Source organism: Aureimonas sp. ME7 (genome assembly GCF_903970965.1).
Taxonomy (GTDB): domain Bacteria; phylum Pseudomonadota; class Alphaproteobacteria; order Rhizobiales; family Rhizobiaceae; genus Aureimonas.
Map to the genome: position 1 here is coordinate 14,462 of NZ_CAJCKW010000001.1, position 12,297 is coordinate 26,758.

Annotated in this window: 13 protein-coding genes; 4 read left to right on the forward strand and 9 right to left on the reverse strand. The window is 69.8% G+C overall.

Annotated elements, in window-relative coordinates:
- Positions 1-184: 184 nt before the first annotated feature.
- On the reverse strand, positions 185-811 hold the full coding sequence (locus H7A85_RS00085; RefSeq protein ID WP_182083858.1) for a ribonuclease D: 627 nt from the start codon (positions 809-811) through the stop codon (positions 185-187).
- A 197-nt stretch (positions 812-1,008) separates the two neighbouring features.
- On the opposite strand from H7A85_RS00085, the gene H7A85_RS00090 reads away from it, so the two are divergent.
- On the forward strand, positions 1,009-1,248 hold the full coding sequence (locus tag H7A85_RS00090; RefSeq protein ID WP_182083859.1) for a hypothetical protein: 240 nt from the start codon (positions 1,009-1,011) through the stop codon (positions 1,246-1,248).
- 4 nt (positions 1,249-1,252) lie between these two features.
- Here H7A85_RS00090 and H7A85_RS00095 read toward each other — a convergent pair whose 3' ends face one another.
- Positions 1,253-1,837, reverse strand: a complete 585-nt coding sequence (locus H7A85_RS00095) for a PAS and helix-turn-helix domain-containing protein (protein ID WP_182084447.1) — start codon at positions 1,835-1,837, stop codon at positions 1,253-1,255.
- Positions 1,838-1,938: 101 nt separating this feature from the next.
- Here H7A85_RS00095 and H7A85_RS00100 point away from each other — a divergent pair, with 101 nt between their 5' ends.
- Both H7A85_RS00100 and H7A85_RS00105 read left to right on the forward strand, forming a co-directional pair.
- A complete protein-coding gene (locus tag H7A85_RS00100) occupies positions 1,939-2,676 on the forward strand; it encodes a CoA transferase subunit A (RefSeq protein WP_182083860.1) in 738 nt (245 codons plus the stop codon).
- Positions 2,676-3,317 (forward strand): 3-oxoacid CoA-transferase subunit B, encoded by a 642-nt coding sequence (locus H7A85_RS00105; protein ID WP_182083861.1) that lies wholly within the window; start codon positions 2,676-2,678, stop codon positions 3,315-3,317. Before H7A85_RS00100 ends, H7A85_RS00105 begins: the two co-directional genes overlap by 1 nt.
- A 276-nt stretch (positions 3,318-3,593) precedes the next feature.
- Here the strand turns inward: H7A85_RS00105 and H7A85_RS00110 are convergent, their stop codons facing one another.
- The 7 genes from H7A85_RS00110 to H7A85_RS00140 all read right to left on the reverse strand — a co-directional run bounded on the left by H7A85_RS00110 (position 3,594) and on the right by H7A85_RS00140 (position 11,243).
- Positions 3,594-4,658, reverse strand: a complete 1,065-nt coding sequence (locus H7A85_RS00110) for a carotenoid 1,2-hydratase (protein ID WP_182083862.1) — start codon at positions 4,656-4,658, stop codon at positions 3,594-3,596.
- Complete coding sequence (locus tag H7A85_RS00115) at positions 4,658-7,186, reverse strand: FtsX-like permease family protein (protein WP_182083863.1); 2,529 nt, start codon at positions 7,184-7,186, stop codon at positions 4,658-4,660. The genes H7A85_RS00110 and H7A85_RS00115 overlap by 1 nt, the downstream gene beginning before the upstream one ends.
- The gene (locus H7A85_RS00120; protein WP_182083864.1) at positions 7,179-7,919 is read right to left on the reverse strand and encodes an ABC transporter ATP-binding protein; all 741 of its coding nucleotides are present in this window, start codon (positions 7,917-7,919) and stop codon (positions 7,179-7,181) included. The genes H7A85_RS00115 and H7A85_RS00120 overlap by 8 nt, the downstream gene beginning before the upstream one ends.
- Before the next feature lie 338 nt (positions 7,920-8,257).
- Positions 8,258-8,629 (reverse strand): DUF1330 domain-containing protein, encoded by a 372-nt coding sequence (locus tag H7A85_RS00125; RefSeq protein ID WP_182083865.1) that lies wholly within the window; start codon positions 8,627-8,629, stop codon positions 8,258-8,260.
- A gap of 47 nt (positions 8,630-8,676) precedes the next feature.
- The gene (locus H7A85_RS00130) at positions 8,677-9,396 is read right to left on the reverse strand and encodes a YafY family protein (RefSeq protein WP_182083866.1); all 720 of its coding nucleotides are present in this window, start codon (positions 9,394-9,396) and stop codon (positions 8,677-8,679) included.
- Between the two features lie 164 nt (positions 9,397-9,560).
- Complete coding sequence (locus H7A85_RS00135; RefSeq protein ID WP_182083867.1) at positions 9,561-10,244, reverse strand: alpha/beta hydrolase; 684 nt, start codon at positions 10,242-10,244, stop codon at positions 9,561-9,563.
- A 63-nt stretch (positions 10,245-10,307) separates the two neighbouring features.
- Positions 10,308-11,243 (reverse strand): VOC family protein, encoded by a 936-nt coding sequence (locus H7A85_RS00140; RefSeq protein ID WP_182083868.1) that lies wholly within the window; start codon positions 11,241-11,243, stop codon positions 10,308-10,310.
- 127 nt (positions 11,244-11,370) lie between these two features.
- On the opposite strand from H7A85_RS00140, the gene H7A85_RS00145 reads away from it, so the two are divergent.
- Positions 11,371-12,249: a LysR family transcriptional regulator gene (locus tag H7A85_RS00145; protein ID WP_182083869.1), complete on the forward strand. Its 879-nt coding sequence runs from the start codon at positions 11,371-11,373 to the stop codon at positions 12,247-12,249.
- Positions 12,250-12,297 lie beyond the last annotated feature (48 nt).

Here is a 12,297-nt window from a genome sequence, read left to right on the forward strand (position 1 = left end):
TCCCTGTCCCCTCGGGAGTTTCTGGTGCCGCCGCCGGTTCGGGGCGGGCAGGGGAGAGGTTAGCGGCAAGCTCTCAAGGGAGACGGAACCCGGTCGAATCAATTGAATCGATCGGCTGGAAAGATGTTGACCGATCGTTAACGCGGGCGGCCGATCGGCCGCCCTTATGCTCACATCGCCGCGATCAGGCGCGGTGGGCGGAGTGCGAGAAGATGTCCTCCTCGTCCCAGCCGAGAAGGTCGAGCCGGGCGCGCGTCGGCAGGTAGCGGAACGAGGCTTCGGCGAGCTCCAGCCGGTCCTCGCGCTCCAGCTTCTTGAGAAGAACGCCCATCAGGTCGTGGAGATACAAGACGTCGGATGCGGCATAGTCGAGCTGCGCCTGGGTCAGCGTCTCGGCTGCCCAGTCGGAGGACTGCTGCTGCTTCGACAGGTCGACCCCGATCAGCTCCTTGGTCAGATCCTTCAGCCCATGCCGGTCGGTATAGGTGCGCACGAGGCGCGAGGCGATCTTGGTGCAGAACACGGGCTCCGTCATCACGCCGAAGGCATGGTAGAGCGCGGCGATGTCGAAGCGGGCGTAGTGGAAGATCTTGCGCTTGGTCGTGTCCTTGAGGAGCGCGGTCAGGTTGGGCGCCTCGCGCTGGCCCTTGGCGATCTGCACCACGTCGGCCGTTCCGTCGCCCGGCGACAGCTGCACCACGCAGAGCCGATCGCGCCGCGTGTCGAGACCGAGCGTTTCGGTGTCGATCGCCACCGATCCGGTGTAGCGGACGAGGTCGGGAAGGTCTCCCTTGTGGACGCGGATCGTCATGGGCTCTGGCTCCGGCTGGCTTCGGGCGAACAAGGGTCGCGGATCTTGGAGCCCGTCGCTTAGCGGATTTCGCTGCCTCGCCAAAGCCTCTCTTCGCGGGAATGCCGAGGTCCCCATCGCGAAACATCGGCGACATCGGCGCGAAACGGCCCGTTCCTACTCCTTGTCCCATCGAAACCCCGACGGGAGAGACCGCCATGACCGCGACGATCCACATCCACCCCCGCTTCCTGATCCGCACCACGAGCGAGCCCGCGCCCTATCCCGCCGCCTTCGGCTCGGCGGCGGGCTGCGCCTTTCACCTCGGCGCGGCCAAGGCGAGCCTTGCCGAGCGGAAAGCCTCCGAAGCGCAGCCCCGTGCCGGGGAGACGCTGATCCGGCTCGATGCGCACCGGACCCGCCCGAGCGGGGGCGCCAGGAGCATCAAGCGCGGCTGATGCGTCAGCCTCCGCCCTCGGCCAGGAACCAGGCGACGAGTTCCGCCGCGTTGCGTGCGCCGACCGAGCGCGACAAACGCAGCCGGTGCGCCTCCACCGTGCGGGGCGACAGGCCGATCTCGGTCGCGATCGCCCGGTTGGTCTTGCCCTGCGCCACCAGCGCCAGGATCTGCCGTTGCCGCCCGGTGAGTGCGAGGCTCGCACCCCCGATCGGCCGGTTCAACGGCTTGAAGCAGTAGATCGCCTCCGCGAACGGGTCGCCGAGGTTGTGGGAGCGCCCGTGCACCCGCGCCCAGAAGCGCCGCCCGCTCGCCCCGCGCATGATGCGCTCGTCGTAATAGACCCGGCCTCCCGGCAGGTGGCTTCGCCACATCTGCCCGGTGCGCACGAAGTCGTCGACCTGCGGGTAAAGCCGCGAAAAGCTCGCATCCAGGAGTTCGCCCCGCTCCGTGTCGAACAGGGCGGCGAACTCGGCGTTGCAGTCGCGAATGATCCGGTGCGTGGCGAAGACCAGCGGAACCGGCAGTTCGGACAGGGCGAAGCGGCGGAAAGCCTGTGTACCGGCATCGGGTCGGGCAGCGGTGGACATGCCGTAGAAATACGACTGGTTCGTTCTCCCTGCCAAGCCCTAGCTTCGGGGTGACCGGAGCCGAAACACACGGGGCTCCCCAACGTGACGGGAGGCGCGTTTTGAGAAAGCTTCGTTCGGGCGCGGCGGAGGCGCTCTCCGACGTCCTTCGCGACGACATGGTCGTCATGGCCGGGGGCTTTGGCCTTTGCGGCATTCCCGAAGCGCTGATCGACGCGATCCAGGCGTCGGGCGTGCGGGGGCTGACGGTGATCTCCAACAATGCGGGCGTCGACGGCATCGGCCTCGGGCGCTTGCTTGAAACCCGCCAGATCGCCAAGATGATCTCGTCCTATGTCGGCGAGAACAAGCTCTTCGCCCAGCAGTACCTTTCGGGCGAGCTGGAGCTGGAATTCAACCCGCAAGGCACGCTCGCCGAGCGCATCCGGGCGGGGGGCGCGGGCATTCCCGCCTTCTTCACCAAGACCGGCGTCGGCACCCTGATCGCTGAAGGGAAAGAGGTTCGCGAGTTCGACGGCGAGGCCTACGTGATGGAGCGCGGCCTCTTCGCCGATCTTGCCATCGTCCATGCCCATACGGGCGACGCGGAGGGCAACCTCGTCTACCGGAAGACGGCGCGCAACTTCAATCCGATGATGGCGACCGCCGCCACCGTCACGGTGGCCGAAGTCGAGAACCTCGTGCCCGTCGGCTCGCTCGATGCCGACGCGATCCACACGCCCGGCATCTTCGTGCAGCGCGTGGTGCATGTGGCGAACGCGCAGAAGCACATCGAGCAGCGCACCACGCGCCAGCGCCGGGAAAGCGCCGCGCCGGCGGCCGCGGGGGAGGAAGTCTGATGGCCTGGACGCGCGACCAGATGGCGGCCCGCGCCGCCCGCGAGCTGCAGGACGGGTTCTATGTGAATCTCGGGATCGGCATCCCGACGCTGGTGGCCAACCACATTCCCGATGGGATCGAGGTGGTGCTCCAGTCCGAGAACGGCATGCTCGGCATGGGCCCCTTCCCCTATGAGGGCGAGGAGGATGCCGACCTCATCAATGCCGGCAAGCAGACCATCACCGAACTGCCGATGACGAGCTTCTTTTCCTCGGCCGACTCATTCGCGATGATCCGGGGCGGCCATATCGACCTGTCGATCCTGGGCGCCATGCAGGTCGCGGCCAACGGCGATCTCGCCAACTGGATGATTCCGGGCAAGATGGTGAAGGGCATGGGCGGGGCGATGGATCTCGTCGCTGGCGTCAAGCGCGTCGTCGTCGTCATGGAGCACGAGGCCAAGGGCGAGTCGAAGCTCTTACCCGCCTGCACCCTGCCGCTCACCGGCGCGCGCGTCGCCGATCTCGTGGTCACCGATCTCGGCGTCTTCACCGTGGAACGGAAGGGGCCGGAACGGCTGACGCTGGTGGAACTGGCTGATGGCGTCACCCTCGACGAGATCCGCGCTAAGACGGCCGCTTCGTTCGAGGTCGCGCTTTAGGATTCAAGGAGGGCGACGATCCTTCGGGAACCGGACGTCAGCGGCGTTTCGGGCGGGCGGGGGCGGATAGGGTCGCGCGCCCGTCTTCCATGCGGCCTGCAACCGGCAAACCCGCCGCCGTCACTCCTTGTTGGAGGTTTCCTCGAAGGTCCGACGGGTCGGCTTGGCCGTTCCTTTGACCCTCGCTGACGCCCCCGGCATCGACGGCGTTTTTCGTCCCGCGAGACGGCGAAGATTCCTCGCCCACCTTCTGCCCGGGACGTCCGAAGCACTTTTCTAGAGCGACAAGGGCGAAGTGTAGCCGGTGAGTTCCAGATAGCCGCGCCCGCCATCCGTTCGAACCGCGCCTTCCCAGTAAACGGGCAAGCCCCCGGCGCGCCCGTCGAGCTCCTGGTCGTCGAACAGGGGTTTGAGGGACAAGCGCCGTTCGCCCTCGGGCAGGCGGAGGATCAGCACTTGCTCCACCGGGTAGGTCGCGCCCGTCCGCTCCGAGCGCCAGCGGCGCACTGGCTCGAAGCGGATGTCATCGGGGCCGAGGCGGACGATCGACCCGTCCGGGCGGCGAAACGAGCCGCCGGCATAGATCGCCTCCTCTTCCCGGCCGCGAATGCGGAAGGCGACGAGGGCGCCCCCGTCGTCGAGGTTGAGGCCTGTCCAATCCCAGCCGGTGGCGCCGGGAGACAGGAACTGCGAGGACCATTCGCGGTCGAGCCAGGCTCGGCCCGTGACGCGTTCGATCTTTCCCCCACGCGTCAGCGTGCCGGAGACGTCCAGTTGCGGCATCGAGTAGTAGTAGCTGGCCTCCCCTCGGCCCGCGCCCTTGCGGCTGAACCCCTCGTCGCCTTGCAGGAAGATGCCTTGCGTCGGCTGGAAGGCGAGCGTGTAGGCGAAATCCGGCGTTTGGACGCTCGTCGTGAAGCGCCCGTCCGCCTCGCGCCGGAGCCGCCAGTCGCGGATCGCAACGTCGGCGTCCCCTGTCGCCGCCCGCGCCAAGCCGAAGCCCTCGCGCGCCGAGCGCTCGCCGTGCAGAAGCCGCCCGATGGCCGGGTCCGACAGGGCGGCGTGGGCGAAGAGCACCTGGGCCGGCGCGAAGCGGCTGGGGTTCGCCTCGCCCGCGCCCGGCCGGGTGCGGAAGAAGGTTACCTGGAAGCCGAGTTCAGCGCCGCCTTCCGTTTGGAGCCAACCGGTGACGTACCACCATTCCGTGCGGAAGGCGGGATGCGCGCCGTGGTCGGCGGGAAAGGCGAGCGGCATGCCGGGGGCGACGGTCGGGAAATCCTGTGCGCGGACCGGCACGATGGCCAAGATCAGCGACAGGAGGAAAACGACGATCCCACGCATCACCAATCCTCCCGCACCGCCTGGACGGCGTCCACCGCCGTCGCGCGGCGTCCGGCCAGCACCGCCGTCAGCGCCGCCGCACCGATCAGCGCCAGGGCGACGAGGCCCAGCGTTTCCCATGGGACACGCGTTTCCATCGTCCAGTTGAAGCTTTGCGGGTTGATGACGCGGATCAGGACCTGCGCCAGCACGAGCCCGAGAAGGATGCCCGACACCGCGCCGACGGTGCCGAGCAGCGCACCCTCCAGCCCCAGCATGCGCCGGATCTGAGCCTTGGAAACACCCAAGTGCCGCAGCATGCCGAACTCGCGCGAGCGCGCGATGGTCTGCGCCGAGATCGTCGCGGCGACGCCCGCGAGGCCGACGAGGATCGCCACCGCTTGGAGCACGTAGGTCACGGTGAAGGAGCGGTCGAAGAGGTCGAGCGCATAGGCGCGAAGCTCCGCCGGCCGGGCGAGCGAGGTGCCGGCGCGCGCCCCCTCGGGCAGCGCTGCCAGAAGGGCGTTCGCCACCCGGTCGGCGTCGGCGCCGGCCTCCAGCGTCACCGCCGCCTCGTCGCGGGTGGGATCGCCGGTGATCGCCGTGTAGTCGGCGCCCCCGATCGCGACGGCGCCCTGTTGGCGCGCATAGTCGCGCCAGATGTCGGCGACGTAGAACTCGCCCGGCCCCAGCGGCAGCGTGATGCGCGCGCCCGGCCGCCAGCCGTAAAGGCGCGAGGCGGGCTCGGAGACGTGGATAGGCACGGTGCCGGCGGGCGCCGGCTCCTTAGCCGTCTCGATCGGCGTGACGAGGCCGCCGGGCTTCAAGGGGTCGAGGTCGCGCGCCAGAAGGATCACGGGCGGACGGTCCAGCGCGATCGAGAGAGGCAGCTGCCGGCTGAAACTCAAGGTCCCGACGCCCGGCACCTCGCGCAGCCGGCGCTGCGCCTCCGCGTCGAAGCCGGCGCCCGCTTGGCCGCGCAGATACAGGTCGGCCGACAGCACCTGCCCCAGCCAGTCGTCGACGGCGGTGCGAAAGCTCGTGACCATGGTGGCCATCGCGATCATCAACGCGGTGGAGGCGACGATGCCGCACAAGGCGGTCGCCGCCTCGCTCGGCGCGCCTTGCACGTGGCGCACGGCCAGAAGCGAGGGGACGCCGGCCGTCCGGCGTTTGAGAAGGGGTTTGAGAAGCTGGCGCGCCGCCCAGGGCACGCCCGCGACGCCCCCGGCGAGCAGCAGCGCCATGCCGGCGAAGCCGAGGATCGGAAGGCCCGCCACCGGCGGCATGAGGCTGGCGACGACGCCCGAGCCCATCAGAACCAGCGCCGGCAGGAGGGGAACGCGCGCGCGCGGGTCGATCATGTCGCCGGCGTTCTTGAGGGCGGCGGCGGGCGCGGCGCGCGAAGCGGCCCGTGCCGGCAGCGCGCTGCCGAGAACGGCGGCGAGGAGCCCCAGTGCGAAGAAGGCGAGCGCCGCCGGCCAACTCCACACGACGCGCGTTTGCGCGCCCTCGAAATAGCCGGCCCCGAGATCCCCGCCGAAGAGGCGCAGCGCCGCGTCCGCCAGGAGATAGCCGACGAGAAGCCCGGCGCCCGCTCCGAGAATGCCGATCAGCAATCCTTCCAGCGTCACGGCGGCGACGATGCCGCGCCGGGGCAGGCCCAGCGTGCGCAGAAGCGCGAAGGCGCGCAGGCGCCGCGCCACGGACAGGGACTGGGCGGAGAAGACGAGAAAGCCGCCGGTCAGAAGCGCCACCAGCGCCAGCATGTCGAGATTGACGCGGTAGGCTCTCGACAGGGCGCTGCCCTGCCGCGCTTGCGTTTCGTCGCTGGCCAGCGACGCGCCTGCGGGCAGGAGCGGGGTGAGGGCGGCTTCGGCTTGGGCCCGGTCGCTCAAGGCCAAGTCGATCCGGTCGAGCTTGCCCAGTCGGTCGAAGCGCCATTGCGCCGCCGCGATGTCGATCGTGCCGATCCGCTCCGTTTCGCCTGACCCATCGAGCGTGCCGGCGATGCGCAGCGGCACGCTCCGCCCGTTGGCCGAGACGGGGACGGTGTCGCCGACCTTCGCCCCGGTAGCCGTGAGGGCCGCGCGCGACAGGAACAGGGCGTCTGGGGAAAAGGCGTCGGCGCGGTTCTGATCGACGCCTTGCGCCCCGAGGCCGACGAGGCTCGGGCTGACGCGCGCGGCGCGCAGCACGTCGATCCCCAGAAGCGTGAACGCCGCCTCGCCCGCCCGCGCTTCCAGGACGACGACGGGGCTAGCGTCGCCGACGCCCTGCGCCTCGGCGACCGCTGGATACAGCGTCTCGTCGAAGCCGAGGGAACTGGCCGCGCGCACTTGGAGATCGGCCGCCCCGTTGACCCCGCGCACCGCCCCTTCGAAGGAAGCGAGCGCCGAGCCGTTGACGAGGTGGACCGCGAAGCCGAGCGCGACGCCGACCGCGATGGCCACCGCCGTCAGGAGAAAGCGCGCGGGATGGGAGCGCGCTTCGCCCGAGATCAGCCAGCGCAGTGCAAGGCGCGCGTCGACGAGCCCCGCGTCAGACATCGGCGCCGGCGTCCCGCAGACCGCCGCGCGTCAGGGTGAGGACGCGGTCGGCGACGCGCGCCGTCGCCTGCGAATGGGTGACGATCACGGCCGCCGCCCCGCCTTCGCGCACGGCGGCGGCGAAGAGGTCCAGCACGCGCTCGCCCGTTTCGGGATCGAGATTGCCGGTCGGCTCGTCGGCGAGGATCAGGGCGGGGCGATGGACGAGGGCTCTGGCGATGGCGACGCGCTGCAACTCGCCGCCCGACAGGTCGCGCGCATAGTCGCCCGCCCGCCCGCCGAGCCCGACGGCCGACAGGAGCCGCGTCGCCTGCTCCTCCGCCGCCTTCGCGTCGGGCGACAGGAGGGCCAGCGGCAGGGCGACGTTCTGGCCGAGCGTCAGGTAGGGCAGAATGTGGAAGGCCTGGAACACGAAGCCGATGCGCTCGCGCCGGAGCTTGGTGCGCGCCGTCTCGTCGAGAGGCCCAAGCGCCGTGCCCGCGACGCGGACCTCGCCGGCATCCGCCTCGTCGAGCCCGGCGAGGATGTTGAGAAGCGTCGACTTGCCGACGCCCGATTCGCCGACGATCGCCACCAGCTCGCCGCCCGCGACCTCGAGGTCGAGCCCGGAAAACAGCCGCCGGTCGCTTCCGACGGACTTTTCCAGACCGCGCACGAGAAGGCGCGGGGATCCGGACTTCCCTCGCGGTTCGGAGGCGGCGGGCGGGGCATGGGGCGAAGCGAGCGTCGTCATGGCACCCCACTTGGGGCGGCGGGACGCCCGATCCAGCCGCGCCCCCTGCCGCCCGACGCCGCACCCCGACGCCACGCGCTGGGGCTGCTCTTCCGACCCGCGTGGCCCGATGTCGCCGATGGCCAGGGCGCGAAGCGGCCCGGTTGGTGAACGCGGGCAATCGTCGGGCACCAGTCAGCGAAGGGAAAGAAGAAGGGGATCGTCCGCTTCCCCCTCGGTTCAAAACTGCGAGAGGGCGCCGCTTTGCGTTTCGAGCGGACATCGATGCATTGCGATACCGGGAATGGTCGATCGGCGTCTTCGCCTTCCGCCGGAGCCCAAAGGGTCTCCTCGCGGCGTCAGGTGCCGACGTCGTTGATCTTCAACGGTTGGAGGTGGATGTCGGCGATCGCCGATGCGCCGACCTGGAACGCGGCCTGATAGTCCGGGTCGGCGACCATCTCGCCGAAGGCGGATCGCCGGGGATACTGAACCAGAACCACGGCATCCCAGCCATTCCCCGATCCGGTCGTCAGCACCGGCAAGCCATCGCCGCCGAACAGGATGCGCGCGCCGAACCTTGCAAGGATCGGCTTCGCCATTTCGAGGTAGTCCCGGTATCTCTGTCGTCCGCCGTCGGGCTGGAACCGCAGGAGGTTCAACATGACGACGGGTGTGTCGTCGGCTTCCGCCAGGAAGGCGTCGAATGCGCCAGGCATGAAGGCGACCATGGCTCTTTCCCTGGTAAGGCACCGGGCATGACGGTGCCGCCCGATCGCTAGACTGCCGCCACGTCAGAAACTGTCAGCAGCGAACGCCAGTCGCGATCCTGCTGCTGCCAACGTGTCACGATCGACTGACGACGCCCGGGATAGCGGTCCTGCAGGGTTTCTTTCACGTGCAGTCGATCGACCCGGAAGTGGCGAAAGGCGGATCGCAGCTCGCACCAGGCCGCGAGGACGCGAACGTCGTCGAAGTATACGATGATGACGGGCCAGACGATGCGCTCCGATCGGGCGCCCGAAGCGTCCTCGTAGCCGATTGCGACCTTGCGTTGGCGGCGGATCGCGTCGCGCAACAGGGCAACCTGCGGCGGATCCAGGCGGGCGGAGAGCGAGGCCGCCGTGACGATGGCGGGCGGGTCTTGGCCGAGCGCCGGCCCATTGGCTCTGGCGGCGAGTATCTTCGCCAAGGCGCTTTCGCCGCATCCCGCCAGAGCCGGATCGGCACGTTGCTGCACCCAGCCGAGCCCCAGCGCCAGGGCATCCAACTCGTCGGTCGAGAAGGCGAATTCCGGAAGGAAGAAGCCCCGCCGCAGGAGATAGCCGACGCCCGCCTGTCCATCGATGGGAGCGCCGATCGCACGCAACGTCTCGATGTCCCGGTAGATGCTGCGCGACGAGACACCCAGCTCCCGCGCCAGTTCGAGGGCGGTCGTGGGAACGCGTCTGGCACGAAGCACGGCCAGGAGTTCGAAGATGCGGGTGGTTCTGGCCATGGCCGTTCGCCCTTTGCAGATCGCGCGACCCCTTCCTTTAACGTCGGAGCGAAAGGGATGCGACCGGGGCTAGGTCGCTCGAAGGAGGCGGCTTTCGGCGACTGGCGTCCCAAACCCCAGGGTCTCCGATGACACGTCGCCGACCGATGGATCGCGTTCCCTGCCTAGTCCCCCGCTGACCGTCCGGACCACTCGGTCGATCGAGCGTCGCCCGGCCCCAGTTCCTGCGCCGCCAGCCACCGCTTGGCGATCGTGATGTCCATCTGCGACAGGGCGTGGCCGAGCGGCAGCGTCTCGTGGGTGACGAGAGCCCCGCCCGCCGTGAGGGTCTGCGCCAGACGTCGGACGTTGTCTTCCGGCACGATGGGGTCCATCGCGCCCGACAGGATCAGCACCGGGCGCCCCGCGAGGCGGAAGGGCGGGGGCTCGGCGAAGGGCATCATCGGGCGCAGGAGCACGGCGCCGGCGAGCGTATCCGGCTCGCGCATCAGGAGGACGGCGGCGATGTTGGCACCGTTGGAAAAGCCGACCGCGACCGGCGCCCCGATTCCGTAGGCGCCTTGCGCCTCGCGCACGAAGGCACCCAGCGCATCGGCACGACGCGCGACGTCCGCCTCGTCGAACACCCCCTCGGCCAGGCGGCGGAAGAAGCGCGGCATGCCGTTTTCCAGAACCTGCCCGCGCGGCGACAGGAGCGCGGCGCCGGGCGACAGAGCGGTGCCGAGGCCGAGGAGATCGCTCTCGTCGCCCCCCGTCCCGTGCAGGAGGAGGAGCGGCGCGTGCAGGGCGGCGCCGGTCGCCGGCTGGAACCGGTGGACATGCGACAGGGCGGCAGGGGTGGTGCTCATCGGTCTCGGTCTCGCGATCTCGGCAGAAAGGGTCCGGGGCGGCCCGAAGGCCGCCCCCGGTCGTCAGCCCTCGGACAGGGGCGGCAGCGCCCCCTCGATCCGGGCGCGGTGCGCTTCGAGGCCGGCGGGCAGCTTCAACGCCGAGCCGAGGGTCGCAGTCGGCTCGTCGGCCAGAAAGCCCGGCGCGTCGGTCGCGATCTCGAACAGGACGTGGCCGGGCTCGCGGAAATACACCGAGCGGAAGTAGTTCCGGTCGCGCTGTTCGGTGACCGCGACCCGGTGGTTCTCCGCAAGGCGCCGCACCATCGCGGCTTGCCTCGCGTCGTCCGCCGCCCGGAAGGCGACGTGATGCACCGAGCCGGCACCGGGGCGCGGCTTCAGGAAGCCGCCGACCGCGCGGATGTCGATGATGCCGCCGATCCCCGCTCCCGGCACCTGGAAGCGCGTGGTGGAACCGTCCGCGCCGAGTTCCCCAAAGCCGAGGACGTCGGTCAGCACCGCGCCCGTCGGCGCCTTGTCCTCCACGAGCAGGCTCACCGAATGGAAGCCGCGAATGGCGTGCTCAGGCATTACGCCGCCGCCCGTCCATCCCGGCTCCCCTTCCGCCCCCGGTACGGCCACGAGCGCGAGGTTCATCCCGTCCGGGTCGCGGAAGGCCAGCGCCGTTTCGCCGAAGCGCTTCACCGGCGGGTCGAACGAGACGCCGCGCTCGATGAAGCGATGCGTCCAGAAGCCGATCGAGCCCTCCGGCACCCGGAACACGGTTTCCTGCGTTTCGCCGACGCCGAGCCGGCCGGGCGCGGCATGCTCCCAGGGGAAGAAGGTCAGGATCGTGCCGGGCGTGCCGGTTTCGTCCCCGTAGTAGAGGTGCCAGGTGCCGGGATCGTCGAAGTTGACGGTGCGCTTCACTAGACGCAGGCCCAGCGTATCGGTGTGGAACCGCACGTTGCGCGCGGCCGGGCCGGCGATGGCGGTGACGTGATGGATGCCGTGGCTCATGGGGTGCCTCCGTTGCGCGGGTGTGTTGGAGCCAACATAATCGCAACACGGACGGCTTGTCAGATGCGTTTCAATTGCGAGAATGCAATGAGACGATTGCGGGTTCGAAACGGGGAGTTCAAACGCAGTGGGGTTCGAGATCGATCGCCTGTCCTGGGACGACGTGCGCCTCGTCGGTGCAGTGGCGGAGGCGGCGAGCCTGCCGGGCGCCGCCGACCGGCTCGGCGTCGCCCATTCCACCGTGTTCCGCCGGCTGCGCCAGATCGAAGGGGAGGTCGGCTGCCCCCTGTTCGAGCGTAGCGGCGCCCGCCTGTCGGCTACCGTCGCGGGCGAAGAGATCGCGGCCGTCGCGCGGATGATGGGCGCGGCGATGGACGGGGCGGCGCTGCGCCTCGCCGGCCGTGAGCCCTCGCCCGCCGGCGAGGTTCGCGTCACCACCAACGACTCGCTCCTCGTCGGCTTCCTGACGCCCTTGTTCGCCGGCTTTCGCCGCCATTGCCCGGACGTGCGACTCGATGTCGTCCTCGGCAATCCCGCGCTCAACCTGTCGAAGCGCGACGCCGACGTCGCGATCCGCGCCACCGACCGCCCGCCCGACACGCTGGTCGGGCGCAAGGGCGCGCGCATCGCCTGGGCGCTCTACGAGGCGGACGACGGCGCGTCGCAGAACTGGGTGTCGCTCGGCGACGCGATGGGGGCGATGAAGGTGGTGCGGCACGTCACCGAGACCGTGCCGCCCGAGCGCATCGCCTTTCGCGTCAACACGGTCCTCGGGCTCGCCGAAGCGGTGGAGATCGGGATCGGCCGGGGCTATCTGCCCTGCTTCATCGGCGATACGCGGCCCACGCTGCGTCGGCTCGGCGAGCCCGATCCGCGCTTTGCCACCGACCTCTGGCTCCTGACCCATGCGGACCTTCGCCACGTGCCCCGCGTCCGGGCGCTGATGGACTACCTGTTCGACGCCGTCGCCGAGCGTCGGGGTCTTTTGGAAGGGCGGGGTGCCTGACGGCCAAGGCGAATTGCCGCAGTCTTTCCACAGGTTGGAACGCAACCA

Coding starts and splice junctions, on each gene's coding strand:
- H7A85_RS00105 (WP_182083861.1), top strand. CDS start 2,676: ATGGCCTGGACGCGCGACCAGATGGCGGCCCGCGCCGCCCGCGAGCTG.
- H7A85_RS00095 (WP_182084447.1), bottom strand. CDS start 1,837: ATGTCCACCGCTGCCCGACCCGATGCCGGTACACAGGCTTTCCGCCGC.
- H7A85_RS00090 (WP_182083859.1), top strand. CDS start 1,009: ATGACCGCGACGATCCACATCCACCCCCGCTTCCTGATCCGCACCACG.
- H7A85_RS00120 (WP_182083864.1), bottom strand. CDS start 7,919: ATGACGACGCTCGCTTCGCCCCATGCCCCGCCCGCCGCCTCCGAACCG.
- H7A85_RS00130 (WP_182083866.1), bottom strand. CDS start 9,396: ATGGCCAGAACCACCCGCATCTTCGAACTCCTGGCCGTGCTTCGTGCC.
- H7A85_RS00110 (WP_182083862.1), bottom strand. CDS start 4,658: ATGCGTGGGATCGTCGTTTTCCTCCTGTCGCTGATCTTGGCCATCGTG.
- H7A85_RS00135 (WP_182083867.1), bottom strand. CDS start 10,244: ATGAGCACCACCCCTGCCGCCCTGTCGCATGTCCACCGGTTCCAGCCG.
- H7A85_RS00085 (WP_182083858.1), bottom strand. CDS start 811: ATGACGATCCGCGTCCACAAGGGAGACCTTCCCGACCTCGTCCGCTAC.
- H7A85_RS00115 (WP_182083863.1), bottom strand. CDS start 7,186: ATGTCTGACGCGGGGCTCGTCGACGCGCGCCTTGCACTGCGCTGGCTG.
- H7A85_RS00140 (WP_182083868.1), bottom strand. CDS start 11,243: ATGAGCCACGGCATCCATCACGTCACCGCCATCGCCGGCCCGGCCGCG.
- H7A85_RS00125 (WP_182083865.1), bottom strand. CDS start 8,629: ATGGTCGCCTTCATGCCTGGCGCATTCGACGCCTTCCTGGCGGAAGCC.